14 protein-coding genes and 1 pseudogene are annotated in these 17,990 nt (G+C 60.4%); 5 read left to right on the forward strand and 10 right to left on the reverse strand.

Annotation, left to right across the window (positions count from 1 at the left end; genetic code table 11):
• The first annotated feature begins 3 nt into the window (after window positions 1–3).
• Both dnaN and gyrB read left to right on the forward strand, forming a co-directional pair.
• Complete coding sequence (dnaN, locus tag U0042_RS19510; RefSeq protein ID WP_114813959.1) at window positions 4–1,107, forward strand: DNA polymerase III subunit beta; 1,104 nt, start codon at window positions 4–6, stop codon at window positions 1,105–1,107.
• Between the two features lie 112 nt (window positions 1,108–1,219).
• The gene (gene gyrB / locus U0042_RS19515) at window positions 1,220–3,691 is read left to right on the forward strand and encodes a DNA topoisomerase (ATP-hydrolyzing) subunit B (RefSeq protein WP_114813960.1); all 2,472 of its coding nucleotides are present in this window, start codon (window positions 1,220–1,222) and stop codon (window positions 3,689–3,691) included.
• A 269-nt stretch (window positions 3,692–3,960) separates the two neighbouring features.
• Here the strand turns inward: gyrB and istB are convergent, their stop codons facing one another.
• Together istB and istA are read right to left on the reverse strand one after the other, a co-directional pair.
• Window positions 3,961–4,737 (reverse strand): IS21-like element helper ATPase IstB, encoded by a 777-nt coding sequence (gene istB, locus U0042_RS19520; RefSeq protein WP_327204976.1) that lies wholly within the window; start codon window positions 4,735–4,737, stop codon window positions 3,961–3,963.
• Complete coding sequence (gene istA / locus U0042_RS19525) at window positions 4,727–6,253, reverse strand: IS21 family transposase (RefSeq protein WP_327204975.1); 1,527 nt, start codon at window positions 6,251–6,253, stop codon at window positions 4,727–4,729. Before istA ends, istB begins: the two co-directional genes overlap by 11 nt.
• A 345-nt stretch (window positions 6,254–6,598) precedes the next feature.
• Between istA and U0042_RS19530 the strand changes: the two genes are divergently transcribed.
• Together U0042_RS19530 and U0042_RS19535 are read left to right on the forward strand one after the other, a co-directional pair.
• Window positions 6,599–7,090, forward strand: coding sequence for a hypothetical protein (locus tag U0042_RS19530; protein ID WP_232833534.1), 492 nt, complete (start codon window positions 6,599–6,601; stop codon window positions 7,088–7,090).
• Window positions 7,091–7,138: 48 nt separating this feature from the next.
• Entirely contained in the window at window positions 7,139–7,600 is a 462-nt protein-coding gene (locus tag U0042_RS19535; protein ID WP_232833533.1) for an HAD domain-containing protein, read from the forward strand.
• 445 nt (window positions 7,601–8,045) lie between these two features.
• Here the strand turns inward: U0042_RS19535 and U0042_RS19540 are convergent, their stop codons facing one another.
• The 6 genes from U0042_RS19540 to U0042_RS19565 form a co-directional block, all read right to left on the reverse strand.
• A complete protein-coding gene (locus tag U0042_RS19540) occupies window positions 8,046–8,318 on the reverse strand; it encodes a hypothetical protein (protein ID WP_157977887.1) in 273 nt (90 codons plus the stop codon).
• 69 nt (window positions 8,319–8,387) lie between these two features.
• Window positions 8,388–8,648: a PAAR domain-containing protein gene (locus U0042_RS19545; RefSeq protein ID WP_114814212.1), complete on the reverse strand. Its 261-nt coding sequence runs from the start codon at window positions 8,646–8,648 to the stop codon at window positions 8,388–8,390.
• Between the two features lie 17 nt (window positions 8,649–8,665).
• Window positions 8,666–9,088 (reverse strand): hypothetical protein, encoded by a 423-nt coding sequence (locus U0042_RS19550; protein WP_114814211.1) that lies wholly within the window; start codon window positions 9,086–9,088, stop codon window positions 8,666–8,668.
• Window positions 9,085–10,764: a type VI lipase adapter Tla3 domain-containing protein gene (locus U0042_RS19555; RefSeq protein WP_114814210.1), complete on the reverse strand. Its 1,680-nt coding sequence runs from the start codon at window positions 10,762–10,764 to the stop codon at window positions 9,085–9,087. Before U0042_RS19555 ends, U0042_RS19550 begins: the two co-directional genes overlap by 4 nt.
• Window positions 10,761–13,085, reverse strand: coding sequence for an effector protein Tle3 domain-containing protein (locus U0042_RS19560; RefSeq protein ID WP_114814209.1), 2,325 nt, complete (start codon window positions 13,083–13,085; stop codon window positions 10,761–10,763). Before U0042_RS19560 ends, U0042_RS19555 begins: the two co-directional genes overlap by 4 nt.
• 19 nt (window positions 13,086–13,104) lie before the next feature.
• Window positions 13,105–15,930 (reverse strand): type VI secretion system Vgr family protein, encoded by a 2,826-nt coding sequence (locus tag U0042_RS19565; protein WP_114814208.1) that lies wholly within the window; start codon window positions 15,928–15,930, stop codon window positions 13,105–13,107.
• 457 nt (window positions 15,931–16,387) lie between these two features.
• Here U0042_RS19565 and U0042_RS19570 point away from each other — a divergent pair.
• Window positions 16,388–16,551, forward strand: a pseudogene (locus U0042_RS19570) (IS3 family transposase); the annotation flags it as partial.
• Window positions 16,552–16,675: 124 nt separating this feature from the next.
• Here U0042_RS19570 and U0042_RS19575 read toward each other — a convergent pair.
• Both U0042_RS19575 and U0042_RS19580 read right to left on the reverse strand, forming a co-directional pair.
• Window positions 16,676–17,494 (reverse strand): hypothetical protein, encoded by an 819-nt coding sequence (locus U0042_RS19575; RefSeq protein ID WP_157977886.1) that lies wholly within the window; start codon window positions 17,492–17,494, stop codon window positions 16,676–16,678.
• A 1-nt stretch (window position 17,495) separates the two neighbouring features.
• The gene (locus U0042_RS19580) at window positions 17,496–17,948 is read right to left on the reverse strand and encodes a hypothetical protein (protein ID WP_157977885.1); all 453 of its coding nucleotides are present in this window, start codon (window positions 17,946–17,948) and stop codon (window positions 17,496–17,498) included.
• Window positions 17,949–17,990 lie beyond the last annotated feature (42 nt).

The raw sequence follows: 17,990 nt of genomic DNA on the forward strand, positions 1-17,990 counted from the left end.
TCTATGCAACTGGTCAAGACCGAACGCGATAACCTCCTCAGGCCGCTGCAAACGGTGAGCGGCATTGTCGAACGCCGCCACACGTTGCCGATCCTCGCCAATCTGCTGATCACCAAAACCGGTTCCGATGTGTCGTTCCTGTCCACGGACCTCGAACTTCAGATCACCACGCGCGCCGATTTCGGCGTAGGCAGCGATTCCATCGCAACGACGGTGGCTGCCCGCAAGCTGCTGGACATCCTGCGCGCCATGCCCGGCGGCGAGGTGAGCCTGTCACTCTCCGACAAACGCCTGACCGTGCAGTCGGGCAAGAGCCGCTTCGCCCTGCAGACGCTCGCCGCGGACGAGTTCCCCACCGTCGCGCAAGCTAAAGACTTCGGCGCGAGCCTCACGGTTCCGCAAAAAACGTTCCGCCAGTTGCTGGGCCAGGTGTATTTCGCCATGGCGCAGCAGGACATCCGCTACTACCTGAACGGCATGCTGCTCGTGGTGGACGGCGATCAGCTGATGGCAGTCGCGACGGATGGCCACCGCCTTGCGTTCTCGTCGATGAAGATCGAAGGCTCGTTCCCGCGCCAGGAAGTCATCATTCCGCGCAAGACGATTCTCGAACTTCAGCGCCTGCTCGAAGATATCGACGACACGCTGAAAATCGACATCGCGCAGACCCAGGTGAAGTTCACCTTCGGCCAGGTCGAGCTCGTGTCGAAGCTCGTGGAAGGCAAGTTCCCCGACTTCCAGCGGGTCATTCCGAAGTCGCACAAGAACACGTTCCTGATTGGCCGCGAAGAACTCCAGCACTCGCTGCAGCGCGCGGCCATTCTCACGTCCGACAAGTTCAAGGGCGTGCGCTGCATCATGCAGCCGGGTCAGCTGAAGATCATGTCCACGAACGCGGACCAGGAGGAGGCGCAGGAAGAACTGGAGATCGCCTATCAAGGCGACACCATCGACATCGGGTTCAACGTCACGTACCTGCTCGACGTACTCGCGAACCTGAAGGTCGACATGCTGCAGGTGAGCCTGGGCGATGCCAGTTCCAGCGCGCTCATCACCATTCCAGAGAACGAACAGTTCAAGTATGTGGTGATGCCAATGCGCATCTGACGCCGCAAAAAAACAAGAACACCAGGGGGCGCAGCGCCCCTTTGGCGTTTTTATGGCTTTTTGAAACGTATCGAGCAGCAACACTGGCAGTAACGCAGAACCGGAAAATTCCATGAGTGAACTGAACAATACGCAACCCGACAACAGCTACGGCGCCTCCTCCATTCAGATCCTCGAGGGTCTGGAGGCGGTCCGCAAGCGCCCGGGGATGTATATCGGCGATACGTCGGACGGCACCGGTCTGCACCACCTCGTGTTCGAAGTGCTCGACAACTCCATCGACGAAGCGCTGGCGGGCCACTGCAACGACATCCACGTGATCATCCACGCGGACAACTCCATTTCCGTGCAGGACAACGGCCGCGGCATTCCCACCGACATCAAGCTCGACGACAAGCACGACCCGAAGCGCAGCGCCGCCGAAATCGTGATGACGGAGCTGCACGCGGGCGGCAAGTTCGACCAGAACAGCTACAAGGTGTCGGGCGGCCTGCACGGCGTGGGCGTGTCGTGCGTGAACGCGCTCTCCAGCTGGCTGCGCCTCACCGTGCGGCGCGGCGGCAAGAAGCACTTCATGGAATTTCACCGCGGCATCGCACAGAACCGCGTGATCGAAGAAGTGAACGGCGAGCGCGTTTCGCCGATGCAGTACGTGGGCGAAACCGAAAATCGCGGCACCGAAGTCCACTTCATGGCCGACGAGACGATCTTCGGCAACGTCGAATACCACTACGACATTCTCGCCAAGCGCATTCGCGAGCTGTCGTTCCTGAATAACGGCGTGCGCATTCGCCTCACCGACCAGCGCACTGGCAAGGAAGACGATTTCGCGTTCGTGGGCGGCGTGAAGGGCTTCGTGGAGTACATCAACAAGACGAAGCAGGTGCTGCATCCCACGATCTTCCACGTGAGCAGCGAAAAAGACGGCGTGGGCGTGGAAGTGGCCATGCAGTGGAACGACAGCTACAACGAGAACGTGCTGTGCTTCACGAACAACATTCCGCAGCGCGACGGCGGCACGCACTTGACCGGCCTGCGCGCGGCGATGACGCGTGTCATCAACAAGTACATCGCGGATAACGAAGTCGCGAAGAAGGCGAAGGTGGAAACCTCCGGCGACGACATGCGCGAAGGCCTTTCGTGCGTGCTCTCCGTGAAGGTGCCCGAGCCAAAGTTCAGCTCGCAGACGAAGGACAAACTCGTTTCCTCCGAAGTGCGCGCGCCCGTTGAGGAAGTGGTGGCGAAGGCACTGGAAGAGTTCCTGCTCGAAACGCCGAACGACGCGAAGATCATCTGCGGCAAGATCGTGGACGCCGCGCGTGCGCGCGATGCCGCACGCAAGGCGCGCGAGATGACGCGCCGCAAGGGCGTGCTGGACGGCGTGGGGCTGCCCGGCAAGCTCGCGGACTGCCAGGAAAAAGACCCGGCGAAGTCGGAGATCTACATCGTGGAGGGCGACTCGGCAGGCGGGTCGGCCAAGCAAGGTCGCGACCGTAAGTTCCAGGCAATCCTGCCGCTGCGCGGGAAGGTGCTCAACGTCGAGAAGGCGCGCTACGACAAACTGCTGTCTTCCGAGCAGATCGTCACGCTGATCACCGCACTGGGCTGCGGCATTGGCAAGGAAGACTACAACCTCGAGAAGCTGCGCTATCACCGCATCATCATCATGACCGACGCGGACGTGGACGGCGCGCACATCCGCACGCTGCTGCTTACGTTCTTCTATCGCCAGATGCCGGACATGATCGAGCGCGGCTACGTGTATATCGCGCAGCCGCCGCTCTACAAGCTCAAGGCCGGCAAAGACGAGCAATACCTGAAGGACGACGCCGAGCTCAACGCGCACATGCTCCGAGTGGCGTTGAATGGGTCGGAACTGCTGCCCACGGAAAACGGCTCGCCCATCGCAGGCGACGCGCTGGGCGAACTCGCGCGGTCATACCTGCTCGCGCGTGCGGTGGTGAATCGCCTGAGCCGTCTCTATGACGAACGCGCGCTCGAGGCCGTGATGGACGGCGTGGCCATTGACCTCACGAGCGAGGCATCGACCCAGGCATCGGCCCAGGCGCTCGAAGTCGCCTTGCGCGACGACCCGCTGAAGCCCGAAGTCAGCGTGGTGCCCATGTACGATCAGGTGCGCGAACTGCGCTCGCTGCGCGTGGAGCGACGCCACCACGGCAACGTGAAGGTCACGGTGATCGACGAAGAATTCCTGCTGACCGCCGACTATCAACAACTGTTGAATACGGCCAACACGTTCAAGGGCTTGATCGGCAAGGGCGCTGTAATCAAGCGCGGCGAACGCAGCATGGCCGTGAACGACTTCAAGAGCGCGATGAAGTGGCTGATGACGGACGCCGAGCGCAACGTCTCGAAGCAGCGCTACAAAGGCCTCGGCGAGATGAACCCCGAGCAGCTCTGGGAAACGACGATGGACCCGAACGTGCGGCGCCTGCTGCGCGTGCAGATCGAAGACGCGATCGCCGCCGACGGCATCTTCACGACGCTGATGGGCGACGACGTGGAGCCACGTCGGGCCTTTATCGAGTCGAATGCATTGAGGGCGGGGAATATTGATGTTTGAGGTTTGTTGAGCCGTCGTAGGGCGCCAGAGTAATTGCGACTGGCGCCACAGTTTTGCGACTGTAGAACACTAGTTAGTGCGACTGGCCTACAAAGCTGGTCGCCGCATTCAGTTCACAGTGCAGCCGCGAAGCGGTGTTTCGACCAGGTTTGGTAAAAGGCTGGCCTGCCGAGATCGGAACTCGGAGCCATGGAGTTGTTGATTTGCACGGAAGCCTGACCCACGATTTGCATTGAATTCTGACCCACCCCTTGGACCAGCCTTGCGGGTTATGCGGTGGGTATCTGGGTCTTCTTTCGCTCCTTCTTTGGCTGTGTTGTGCTGTTTCTGAAACGATAGCTATCGTTGCCTGTTTCTACAATGTGGCAGTGGTGTGTGAGCCGGTCGAGCAGCGCGGTGGTCATCTTTGCATCGCCAAACACACTGGCCCATTCGGCGAAGCTCAGGTTGGTGGTGATGATGATGCTGGTGCGCTCGTAGAGCTTGCTGAGCAGATGGAACAGCAGCGCCCCGCCGGTCTGGCTGAACGGCAGGTAGCCGAGTTCGTCCAGCACCACGAGGTCGGCATACATGAGCCGTGTGGCCAGTTGCCCGGGCTTGCCGCCCAGCTTCTCCTGCTCGAGGGCGTTGACCAGTTCGATGGTGGAGAAGAAGCGCACGCGGCGGCGATGATGTTCGAGCGCCTGCACACCGATGGCCGTTGCCAGATGGGTCTTGCCCGTACCGGGCCCACCCACCAGCACGATGTTGTGCGCCGAGTCGATGAAGTCGCACTGGTACAGCTGGCGCACCAGCGCCTCGTCGGCATCGCTGCAGCTGAAGTCGAACCCGCCCATGTCGCGGTACGCCGGGAAGCGTGCCACCTTCATCTGGTACGCGAGGGAACGCACTTCGCGCTCGGCAATCTCCGCCTTGAGCAGCCCGGCCAGCACCAGCGAAGCCGCCTTGTACGCCGGCGAGTCCTGCGCTGCGAGTTCGCCCAGCGCCTGGGCCATGCCGTGCAGCTTCAGTGACTTGAGCATCTGCATCATGGCCTCAGGCTGCATGGCTGTCCTCCCGGCCACGCAGGCGGTCGTAGCGGCCGACGTTGGCCTGTGGCTCGACCTTCAGTGCGAAGGCCTGCGGCGTCTGCAGCGGCGGCACAGGCGGGCTGTCGAGCAGGCGGCTGAGGATGTTCAGTACCGTCTGCTTGTTCGGCACACCCGCCTCAAGCGCCCGCTCAACTGCGGTGAGCACCATCTGTTCGTCGTGCAGCAGCACCAGCGCCAGGATCTCGACCATCTCGCGGTCGCCGCCCGGGTGCCTGAGCAGCACGCCCTGCAGCCTGCGCAAGGCCTCCGGAAACTCGGCGAACGGTGCGCCATTGCGCAGTGCGCCCGGTTTGCGCTGCAGGACGGCCAGGTAGTGACGCCAGTCGTAGACCGTCTCGCCGCGGTCATGGCTGCGGTTGATACGCCGCCCGTGCTCGGCGATCACCTGCCCCTCGGCAACGAACACCAGCCTTGCGGCATACACACGCAGGCTGATGGGCCGGTTGGCGAACGACGCCGGCACGCTGTAGCGGTTGCGTTCGAAGTTCACCAGGCAGGTGGGCGAAACGCGTTTGACATGTTCGACGAAGCCATCGAACGGCTGGCCCACCGGCATCAGGTGGGGCCGCTCGGCCGACCACGCATCCCAGACCGTCATGTCCTGCTCCGGGTGCCGCGTCTGCTGCCACAGCAGTACGCACTGGTCGGCCAGCCAGTCGTTCAGCGCATCCAGTGAACCGAACGCCGGCACCTTCTGCCAGAGGCGGTGGCGGCTGTCCTGGACATTCTTCTCGATCTGCCCTTTCTCCCAGCCCGAGGCCACGTTACAGAACTCGGCATCAAACAGGTAGTGGCTCACCATCGCGCTGAAGCGCGCGTTGACCTCGCGCACCTTGCCGGGACGCACCCGGTCAACGGCAGTCTTCATGTTGTCGTAGATGCCGCGGCGTGGAATGCCGCCCCAGGCGACGAACGCATGATGATGCGCATCGAACAGCATCTCGTGGGTCTGCAGCAGGTAGGCGCGCAGGAAGAAGGCCCGGCTGTGGCTGAGCTTGAGCTGCGCGACCTGCAGCTTGACACGCTCGCCGTTGATCACCGCCCAGTCCTCGCTCCAGTCGAACTGGAATGCCTCGCCAGGGGCAAAGCGCAGCGGCACAAACGTTCCGCGTCCCGTGGTCTTCGCCTGCTCGTGCTGTTCCTGCCGCCACCGCCGGGCAAACGCCGCCACGCGGTCATAGGAGCCCGTGAAGCCAAGCGCGCACAGATCCGCGTGTATCTGCCTGAGCGTCCTGCGCTGCTTGCGCGGCCGGTTCGCCTCGGTCTTGAGCCAGCCTGCGAGCTTCGCGGCAAACCCGTCGAGTTTGCTGGGGCTGTGGCGCTCGGGATAGGCCGGCAGAACCGTGCCGGCCCGGATGTAACGCCTGACCGTGTTTCTGGACACGCCCAGCCGTCTGGAAATCTCGCGCAACGAGACCTGATCGCGAAAGTGCCAGCGTCGGATGATGCTCAATATAGCCACGTCGATCACTCCGTTCCCCTGCCCGTTGCCGAGCAGGTCAGTGTTCTACGTGGGTCAATATTCGATGCAAATTACTGCCCTGGCCGGGTCAGGTTTCCGTGCAAATCAACAGCCAGGGGTGTGCGACAGGGTTACTTGCGCCCCCCGGACGCTGACAGGATCGAGAACTGGACGGAGTTCGTCGATCTTGTGCGCGCTGTAGAGCATCGGCTCAATCAACTAGAGCGGGGCTTGCCTCGTGGCGTCGACGGAACACGCAGCGCCGAATGGTAGTGACGCCGCGGTGGTCTGACGTCGTCGAACACCCTGACTCGCCGTCAGTTAGTCAGGTAAGAAGCAACCGCACCTTTGACGGTGAAACCGTCAAGCTGCTCTTACGAGGTGAACCAGTTTATGCGCGTATTTGTCGATACTGAGTTCACCGACTTCATCGACTGTGATCTGATCAGCATTGCACTGGTTACAGACGACGACCGCGAATTCTATGGGGAACGGATTGATTTTGATTATCAAGCCTGCAACGCATTCGTTCGCGAGGCCGTTCTTCCGCAGCTTGGTCGATATCCTGATCGAACGTTTACCCGTGAGGGTCTTCGATCAGCGCTTATTGAGTGGATAGGGCAGTTTGATGGTGGAACATTCTGTATAGACTTTCGCACAGACTGGGATTTGCTCGTAGATGCCCTGAACGGCGTACCAGATGGATGGGGTATTGAGCTCGTATGGGATCAAGCTGACAAGGCCCGACTGGAGCTGTACTTTCGGAAATTTGGCGGCCGGCATCACGCACTGCATGATGCGCGCGCATTGCGGTACGCTATGCAAGGGCAAACTCCCTCCGCTTGACATTGTGCCTTGACGTGTCGTGGCGTATTCCGGTGTCCGCAATTGACTGTGGAGAAAGAGGGGAAACTCATCGAACCGCTGCTCATATTTCTCGATTTTGATGGCGTGCTGCATCCATTTGCGGATCGCCATATACGGCGATATTGTGATCTGCCGGAATTTGAACGGGTTCTGCGGCTCAGCGACGAGGCGAGGATCGTTATAACGTCAAGCCTTCGCGAGGACAGGCCGCTTTCCGAACTACGTGGGATTTTCTCGCCGGATATCCAGCCGCGTGTCATAGGCAAGACGCCCATCCTTGCGATCGATAGCGCGAATGATCTGGCGGGAAGCCGATACCGGGAGATCCAGTGCTATCTCTATGACCATCCAGCCCGACGGTGGATCGCGTTAGACGATGATGCAACGCTCTTTCCGCCTGAATGTCCCAACCTCATCGTTTGTGATTGCGGATTTAGCGATGTTGTAGCTCAGCGGCTTAACCGTATGTTGATCGGCAACCCAAGGTAGGTAAGTCTGCGAACGTCGCGCGTTGTACAGATAAGGCGCCGAAAGGTGCTGCAGGCGCACGCAGCGCTCAGGGCCGTAGACTTGATAGATCCGGCGCAGTATCCGGAACGGGCGAGATCATCGTGCAGGCGCAACAGGGCAAGGCTGAAATCGGCTCTTCGAATGGCTGCATCTGCATTCGCTAAAGGAACTGCTCGTCGAGGCGCCGAGTGTCGTGCTCAAGGTTAACGGTGTCACGTATTCGCTGGCGGACGGGAATGTCCTGTCTCGTCGAGTGGGACGCACAAGATCGAATCGCCGGGCTTCTCGCATACGGGTGGCGGTGGTGGCAGCCCTGACCTGCCGTACATGCCTGCGTCCACCTTGAAGACTGACGGAAAATCTGCGGTGGCGAAACGCAACGGCCGCGCCTGAACGAATCTCCAACACCAGGTCGAGGACGAGACTAGCGCCGTCCGGGAGCGGGCAAGCCGGCGACCGACGGCGCGAACCAGAACGTCGTGCAGGATGCGCAGATCCGCATCGATGCCTCGGGCAGAAGGTCGTAGCAAACCACAGGCAGGCCGTTTAGTTCGACCGACGCATTCATCGCAAGCCGAAAGATGTCGCTGGTGTTGGGCTGATCACCGTAAAGACGCGGATTGCTTCCCACGCGGAAGGTCCTTCGAGAAGCAGGCTCCGGCGTCGCGTCCCGCCCAGAAAATTCCGAATGCGTCATATCTCTGGTTCCGAGCGTATGCGCACCCTGTCACCCGGGATCGCGCAGGTCGCAGTTGCACCGGAAGGCTCAGGCGATACCGGACGTCTTCGCTGAAGAAATCAGGTAACCACCACATGATGTCCGGTGGTGGTCGAATGCAATGTTGCGCCCTTCAATCGTCGCGTTCCGGTCGCCCTCGATGATCTCGCAGATACCGAGTCCCGACGCGCATCGACAACGGTCGCCAACGCGAGCCACTGCACGACCACCGACCGTCGACGTTTCGCACCCGGTCTGGACCTCGCATCCACGGTCCGTCACATCTCCCACTCGAATCACGCCGCGCATGATGTTGCCTTCCTCAGCTATTGCAAATTGCCAAATACGAGCTGCAGCAGTTCCGGAAAACTCAGCGTCAGCCTGGCCAGGAGCAGAGCCCCAATGACCAGGGCAATACAGTTGACCACGTAGCCACGGTATCCGGGGCCACGGGTTTCCCAGGGTGAAGTCAGTAAAGCGTACACCGCGTGAATAAGGAGGAGAGCTCCTGTGTTCCAGTACACCCATGCAAGCCAGAGGATGTCGCTGTCGCTGGCACCGAACGGATTCTGGGCGCTGACGTACGTAAAGAACAGACCGATGGGCCCGTATATCCAGAACCCGACCAGGGTCAGCGCGAACATCGCAGTGCGCGGCAACGAGGGGCGTGTCGGGCCCATTTTCGGCTCGACCGGCTGCTGCGGAGGTACGCCCTCGTCTTCCACCGCAGCGCCTTCCTGTTGTTTCATTTGAAAGGGCTAACGCCGTTTGCTTTCTGCGCCCATGCGGCTTTGACCGCGTCACCGGGCGGGCTCACCATGATGATGCTCGCCGATCCGTCGGGACGGTGGTTGACCGTTGCACTTGCTCCGCCCTCGTGATAGCTGGCGATCAGCCCCAGACCGATCTGCACGAGCGGAGAGCTCACGCCGGTATTGCCGATACGCGCACCGATGTCATAGCCTTCCTTGATCTCACTGATGCTCGGTGCCGACGTGCCCACCTGGGCCAACGCATGGTTCAATGGAATGACCCATTGCCGGTCGCCCGTCGTGTCGTAGAAAACCCGCTTCGGCTCGTGACCGTCTGGCAAGGTTGCAAGAGCCTGTTCCCAACCGGCTTTCAATGCCGCGGCCTGCTCGTTCATCTTGAGCGGCTGGCCCTGATCGTCCGTCAGCTTCACGTCGACGGGACGATGCAGATAACCGAGCAACGGCGCGTCATCAAACTGCTTGAGCTGCCACGTGGTCCAGCGCACCGGAATGTATGGCGTCGGCGTAAACTGCCCGGGCCCCTTGTTGTTGATCGTTTTCCAGAACTCCGGCAGCTTCGACTGCCACCAGTCGGACGTGATCACGCCCGGCGACGACGGGTATTTCACGCCGCTTTCCTTCTCTTTTTTCTTGAACTGCGCATCGAACCCGCCGGGCCCCTCATCGTTCGTCGTATCCCAGAAGAAATTCCACAATTTGATAATGTCGTAGTCAGTCGTGTTCTTGTTGATGTTGTCTGTCTGTTCGACGGCAAACGGTCTGATCAGTTTGTCGACGCGATCCGAGCGCGACACGAGAATCGCGCCGATGCTATCCGGCAAAGCCGGAATGATATGACCGGCCTGCGGGGCACCACCGCTACCGGGTGCTCTCAGGAGCGAGCGCGTAGCAGAACCATCTGCGCTAAAAACCAGAGCCTCTGGAACATCCGGGTGGGCATCGAAAAATGCAAACAGCTTTTCAAGCATGGCCGTGCCATCATCCGTATTGGCATCGTCCTGCCAGAGAAACAGCGTTACGCCCAGACCGGCAGCCTGTCGGAATCCCGCGATGTCTGCGGCAGCACGCGCATCGCTTTTCATATCCTTCGGCGGCCCCCAAATGATCACCGGCACCGGCCAGCATTCGACGGCGCGGCGCGCACCTTCCTTAAATGCAAGTTGTGTCGATACTCCGAGATCACTCATCCGGAGGTCGTCACTATCCGGATAGTCATCGGGGTTGGTCGACATATACGACATATGGTTGTCGGCCTTCTTCTCGATTGCCCCCCAGATTTCTTCGTCAGCGAGCTCACCGACGACGACACCCATCGCCCGCACTTCTAGCACATACTTCTGCCCCGTCTGCAATAGAAGCGCAGGCGAGCCGTTGAAGCCCGAGACCACGGGATCTTTCTGCCTGGCCTGTGCCGAAACGGGTGCGACGGCGGGTGCACTGACCGAATGGCGCAGCCACATCAAGCCATACACCAGAATCGCCAGTACAAACACCGCCAGCACGCCATTGCGGATACTGCTACCCATGTTCGGCATCTCCTGACCGGTTGATTCCCAATAACCATGATGACGGACCATCACGAGGACGGTCCAGGTGATCGCTGCCAGCGCGAAGCCGGCAGCATACGGCCAGATCCGGGGTTTCGCGATCATCTCGGGAGGCCCTGGAAGATTTCGCCGAGCGACTTGTTCCCGTACTGCATCTGGGCCTGCTTCGACATCTGCTCATAATATTCGGCCTGCGCCTGCTCCTGAGCGGCTTTCGCCGCTGGCGTTAGCTCGCTTGTTACCAGTTTGGGCCAGTCCATCGATACGTATTTCTCCGGAAAAACGCCCTTTATGTAGTAGTCCCTGCAACCATCGATCAAATCCTTGGTGCTTTGGTCTAGCCGGTCATAATTTGCATTGTCCTTGATCTTTTTGTAGTTCTGAGGGGTCATCTTCCAGTCCGCCATCAGAATCAGCAGTTCCCGCCATACCGGATCATCAAGCGTGATCGCCTGGCCGATGGCGACGTCCATCGCCGTCACCCATCGGTGGTTTTCCGCGCTGTGCAGGATTCCCGAGTGATAGTTGTTTGCGTCCCAGGCTTTGGGATCGGATTCCATCCGCGCGCGGGCTTCGGCCGGCGTTTCCTCGCGTTCAACGCCATACGCCACCTTCGGACTAAAGGGCCCTCCCAGCGGAAGTGCCACGTCCTTCAGGCGCCAGTTCTGGGATTGCTCATCGACCGGCTTGCCGGCATTGAACTGCGCCTTGAGTTTTTCGAGATCGCCTGGTGCGTCCATCGAGAACCCTTCCACCGTCTTCCAGTTCAGGTTTGCATACTGGTTGCCCAGCGCAACGTCTTTCGACACGTCATCCGGCGCCACCATGCCTGCCACGTCGGCATGTCCTGGCCGTGGTCCGCCTCGCTTCACCTCTCCACCATAGAGGTCTGGCTCGCACGGCGGTTTCAGTTCTTCGCCGTTGATATAACGCATATCGTTGCGGGTGAAGTTTGCCTGGAGGAATGCGTTTTTCCCCGATTCCATGGCCGTTCCGAGCATCGATCCGTCAGTGTCCGGCCCGGGTGTCAGTCGCTCAAACGCGTCGCGGACTGGCACATGGGCGGGGGCAGTGCCGACCAGCACCTTCCGGAAATTTCCGTCGCCCTGGTGATCGCGCTCCATGCGCGTCCACATCCGCTGGAAAAACCGTTTGCCGCTCAGTGCCTTCATGGCGGGCATGGTCTTGCCTGCCTTGAGCGCCTCGCCGTCCGCCGGCACCTCGTCAGGCACGCCGAACGTACCGATCCCATGAACCCGCTTCATTCCCACAACCGTGTCTTCCGGACAGAAGTACAGGTACACCTTGCCGCGGTTGTCCCGCTCGTCGAACGTCACCCAGTCCTTGCCGCTTTTGTCGCGACGTTTGCCCTGCTTCGGCGTCCAGTCGGCGCCAGCTCGTCCCCCGTGCTTTTCGTGACTCACGAGCAGCTCGGCGAGATCCGGAACGGAGTAAGGCTTCTCGGTCACGGCGTTCACAATGTCGATCAGCGTCTTGAGCTTTGCGTGTCCTGTCTGGTTGCTGTCGTCCGTCGCATAGAGGCTGTAGGGCGTATCGACGATGATGAAGCAGTCGACACAGCGCTGATTGTTCGCCTTCAGAATGGCCTGCGCCAGCAGGGTGATGATCGTGCCCTGGCTGTGTCCCATGACCGTGATCGTTTCGTGTTCCGGGTTCATCCCGTGCGCATCGGCCAGGGCCTTCGGCTGGATCGTGCGGATCGTCATGATGAGGTTGGCCAGACGCGTCGCCGCCAGCACGAAGTAGCGACGGTCGGGTGCATCAGCCGCATAGACATAATTCCCGCCAGCGTTCGTGTGCGTCATCAAGGTCGCCGCCCTGTCCGCCTTGAATCCTGGGCCGTACATGTCGGGGATGTTGTTGGTCGCGTTCGCGAAGAAGCCGCCGGCCTTCGCGAAGTGGGCATCGAGCCTGTTGCCACGCGTGTCCTGATACTGGCCGCGCGTCATCAGGTTGCCGTTCACGTCGGCGGTGCGACTCTTGACGTCTCCCGGGTTGTTCAGCTTCGCAATGTCCTTGTTATCGGCACGCAGCCCCCAGTAAAACGGGATAAACACACTTTTTGTGGCGGCGGGGATTTCTGTGCGCTGGTACAGGTATGTGTCGGGGTCCGACAGCACTTCATCCTGGCGCTTACTTGTCTCTTTTTTCGCCTTGGCCTGACGATAGCGAACGCCGTAAACACCTTCCTTCAGGTCATCGCGCGAGAGCCGTTCGTTCAGTCCGTGACACAGGCCCTGCTCCACCACGGAATACACCGCCCCTGGATCGTTCACGCCATGAATGAAGATCACGATACCTGGAAGGTCCCGGGGCAACGGGACTGGCCGTGCATCGGGCCGGTTGCTCATGGTCACGCCCGCGCCCTGCGCCGTGACGTGATAGTCGTTGCTGGTCTCTGCCATGATGAACTCGGTTTGCCTCTCAGAGCGAAGGTTTGAGAATGTCGATTCTGGCGATTCGCATCGCGTCGTCCTTCACGAGGCTAGTCAGGCCACCCGCGTCGCTTTTGCCTTCCAGCACACGCCCGTCGTCAAGCGTCATACGGTAGTTCTGGTTGCTCGCGACTGCAGGCGAGTCGGCTGTGTGCCCCGGATAGTGCAGCCGGAACTGCTGGTCGGTCGGGGCGTTATTGAAGGACGTCCTGGGGGCCTGTTGCGTCGACGGACCGGCCCACTGGTGAGAAGCCGACAGCAACTTGATATCGCCCTTTGTGCCGAGCGTGATGCCGCCGTTGCCGATCTGGACGTAGCTGCCGTCTTCAGCCACAAGACGGATCGTGGGCGCAGTCGCGAGGATTTCCCCCGCGTTGGACGTGATTCGCACGCCCTTCTGCGCGTTCGCAGTCAGGGAATCGGCCTGCGCCTGCAGCAGCAGCGGCCCCTCCGCTGCCACCGCCTGCACCCCGTCCCCGCGCGCGAACAGATGCATTCCCTGTCCCGCCATCGCGTTCAGCCTCTGGCCGCTCGTCAGCTGCACATGTTGCTGCGCCACCTGATCAATGTTTTCGCCCGCATAGGTGACGTGAGTCTTCGGCGTGACGTTGACGGTCCCCGCTTCCGCGCCAATCGCAACGACGCCGGGCTGGCCAGCCGCGGCGCCAGCGGTGCCCGAGCCTGCCGACGTAGTGGGGTCCCAGTCTTTCACTGTCGCGGCGATTGCGCTCTGGGGCTGCGTATCGCCCGCCTGGCCGCCATGTTGTCCTGCATAGTCGCCCAGCGCCTTGAATAGCTCGGTGCACTCGGCCAGCAGCCTGTTGAGCTCGTCGCGGTCCAGCTGGTGTCCTGCCGCCTGATTACGCGCGTAGGTGGTCAGCAGAATACCCTTAGCCGCCCGTACAGCGGCAGCGGCGTCCGTACGCAGCTCGGCACCGTCGCCGCGCGCCTCGCCGTGGCCATCGGTGCGTGGATGCGTCATGGACCCCAGATTCAACTGGCTATACGAATGCTCCGATGCAAGCTGGCTGCTGATCTCTCCGGCGGTGTCATCGAAACGCAACTGGTTATATCGCTGTCCCTTGATCTCCTTTGTCTTTAGACCCGAAACATAACGATTGCCGGGCATCGCGCCGGTATGGGTGAACTGCGCGGGCACATTCACCCCACTGCTGAGCACGCCGACGATCACCAGCTTGTCCGGGTCCCCGCCGACGGTCGCGAGCAGGCATTCCATGCCGATGCGCAACGGAATGTTCATGCCGAATCCCTGCCCCGCCAGCGCGGATGCAACCCGCACCGGCGCGCTGTCAGACGGAGTGCTGTTCGTGCCCGCTCCCTGGGCATGCGCATGGTCGTCGGCATTCAGCCCCTGGATCTGCACGCGCACCCGTCCAAGTTCGTCGGCGAATACTTCCTCGCCCTTCGGACCGACGATCACACCGGTGACGAGATGGTCGGGCGGCAGATCGATTGCCGGGTCATATGCGGGCGTGAGCGGAACTCCCCGGCGCACGCAGGAGAACGTGTTCTGATAACGCGTGTCGGATGGGCCGGGGGACTGCGCGGCAGAGACATTCGTGGCCGGCTGCGTGCGGTTCGCTGCGTGCACATCGAACAGGGGGCGGCTCGCGTCGAGCAGCGCGGTGACGGGGTCGTCCAGTTCCTTCGGCAGATTGTTGTCGGCCCGATGATGCAGGGATGTGGTCACGAACTGCCGGTCCGCAGGATCCTGAGCATCGACTACAGGGTGGTTGACCAGCCCGAACCAGAACCCGACTGCCAGGTCTCGTACCCCGCTGATGCCGTCGATCCGTGCGGCCTGGCCCTCGTGCGCCAGCATCCGGTCGTGCGCGATGCGCGAATGATCGTCCCACGAGTCGTACGCGTGCGGCACGTCGATCGTCGAATCGGACAGCAGCCGCGCAAGGTCGTTACCGGACGGACCCTGATCAATCGCACTGACCTGTTCGACCTGATGGACCTGCCCGCTCTTGTAGTCCCAGCTCGCATGCTCGACCCGGCCTGCGACCAGTTCAAACAGCCAGGACCAGTACGTGATCGAATCGCGCATCTCCGTGCCGGCGTCGCGCGCGTGATAGCGCACGGTGCCTGCGGCGCACTGCGACAGGCGCATCGGATCGTCACAGAACACGAGCGTGTGGACCGGCGCGTCGTCCTGCGCGCTGGACGTTTGATTGCTGCTCTGTGCAGGACCGGCCTTCACGAACCAGGTGACGCCGTCGCGACGCAGTAGCCGCTGGATAAAGCGGGCGTCGGTCTCGTTGTCCTGCCGCACATATGAACGCACCGGATACCGGCTGCGGTTCAACCCCGACAGGTCAAACTCGCACGCCCGCGCGAGCGTCGGGCTGCGGCCGCGCCACTCGGACAGCATGGTCTGCAGGATGTCGGGCAGGCTTTTGTTGATGAAGACGCGGGAATTGCGGCGCTTCGCCAGCACCGAGAGGCCATCCGCCATGGTCAGCTGGCAGACCGTCAGGCCGCCATCGCTCTGTCCACGCCGGAATTTCGTAACGATACCGTTGACGGGTCGCAACTGCCCGCGGTCTGTCACGATCTGGACGCCAACCGGAACACCGAGGAGCTGCTTTTCTGACAGATCCGCCTGCGAGGTCACACACGTCAGCACGCCATGCAAGCCCGTCATGAAACCTTCACGGATGCTGAGCTGCTGCAGCAGGATCAGTTGTTCAAGATCGCGATGTTGGGGGCCGAAGTTCAGTCGCGCGGGGCGATTGTCGGGATCGAGCGCGGCCGACGCCAGGGCGCGCAGGGAAGCAGCGAGGTTCATCGCGGATCTCTCAGAATGGGGCTTTTCGTCGCGGCGGACGAGGTCGCTCTTGATGTGGCCTGGGGGGCAGCCCGAATTCAGCAGAGGATATCAAAAATGTCCGTTTTTTAAGGCAGGTTTATGCCGATCGATGAAGGATTTAACAAATATTACGCAATTCGCATATAGCTGGCCGGAATCAGGCGGCTTCAGAATTCGGAAAAATCGCCCACCAGGCTAGCTTATCCGTTTGCGTGTGAGGCTCCCGTAGCTCTAAGCGGGATCGCGGATTTTCGATCGTGCGGAGCAGCGTGGCAACTAAGGTCGCTTATGTGGGCGCCTCCCGGATTGCAAGCTGGTTTGCATTTCAGCACTACAGGTCAAGGCAGCACGCTTATCTGGCCCATGGACGCAGGCGGGGCGACCTCCTGGCCCATATGGAATTCGCTGACGAGGGTCTCAGCTAGCAGAGGGTGCGCGGCAGGTCGAAAAGCTCCGGCGCGACATTCGCAATCTGCAGCTTGAACACGACCTGCTGAGGAGGGCGAATGAATTACTAAAAAAAAAGACCTGGGCGTCGACCTGTCACTCCTGAGCAACCGGGAGAGGACGACGCTGGTTGACGCCCTGAGAGAAGAATACAATTCGGCCAAAAGCAGACGGCGCCCAGGCAAACCTCGGCCAAAACTCCACTTCTCTGCACCGGGCATTACCATGTTCTCGCTCCGCGGGAATGGGCACAAGGTTGTCTCGCGGTGATCGATGCTCAGGAAGTGAAATTCACTACCGGCATACCTTCCATTGATCTGTTGATACAGCGAAGTGAACCAACTGCTTTCCGGCTCGGATACCAAACGTCTCCCTGGCCGGTCGTATCAGCATAGTGAATGAACACAACAGCATAAGACGTTACTCGTTGGTCAAAGATGGTTCGGTAGCGAATCCGGAGAAGCGTGCCGATTTCCTGCGTTACACGTTTCGGATGAAGCCGCCCGTCATTATTATCAGAAGTCGCATCGGACGCTCGGTGCTCTAAAAACGATTGAAATTCCGCGGCGCTCGCTTCTGTTTCATCAATCAGCGAAATACTAGCGTCGTATGGGCAATAGTTGGCGGGAATTTCGGGATGAACCTGCGCCCAGAGATCGGGTACAGACAGGAGAGGGTATTCCCCCTGTTGTTTGGCGGCAATCGAGATCGCTCGCGCGCCCAAGCGTTTGAACACACCGCTTTGATGTAACTTGAAAGGACGGAGCGCGGAATAGCTAGAACCGGTTCTTTCATTGAGAACGTCCACAGACACATCTAGCGCAGGAACATCGGACTTGTTGTCCAATACCACCGTCAAGAACGGAGTTGTTGCGTCTTCGAACCAACTCTTAAATTGAAGATCAGCCACGGTCACCGTAGTCGGGTGCGACGCGACAAAAAAAGCCTCCTGAGCGGAGGAAAATCGATCGCCCGGGCAAATGTTGACAACTGCGTTCCCACCAATGGTGCCGAAAGTGGGGCTGCAGTTGCCATGCGTAGTTTGTGCAGACGCGGCAGAGCAGGCCAGAAGCGAAAATGAGATCAGATACTTCATCTTATTTCCCGTTGATATTAATCGTGCCACCAGACACGTTGCCGAAAATCGGACTATTGGGCCCGTACGTGGTCTGTACGTCACGGCCGTTACCTGTTCTCCCAAGGAGAGCGGGTGTCAGGATCTGCAAAACCTTTAACTTGCAATTGTTGGCTTGTTCCGCCGCTGTCAGAACTTGGCCAGGAAGTACTCCGCTATGAATTTCCCCCTGCGCTTCAGCGCGGACGTTTGCCCTCGCGTTTACTAATCGGCGAAACAAATTGCTTAGCTCCGCGCCGACAGAGGCTTGCAACTTGGCTGAATGACTTGTTCCGCCAGTCGCCGCTTGAACGCAGATTCGGTCCGCCGTATCCGATATAAGGCGGGTTTGATCGGCCGGAGCAGCCGCATATGCCACGTGCCAAAGGGCTGTGATTGACAGAAGGCTCACCACGGTGGCGTTCTTAATGTTCATTTGGCTATCTTCCAGCATGTTGATTGATACGAGGAGTGAATC

Source organism: Paraburkholderia kururiensis, assembly GCF_034424375.1.
Taxonomy (GTDB): domain Bacteria; phylum Pseudomonadota; class Gammaproteobacteria; order Burkholderiales; family Burkholderiaceae; genus Paraburkholderia; species Paraburkholderia kururiensis_A.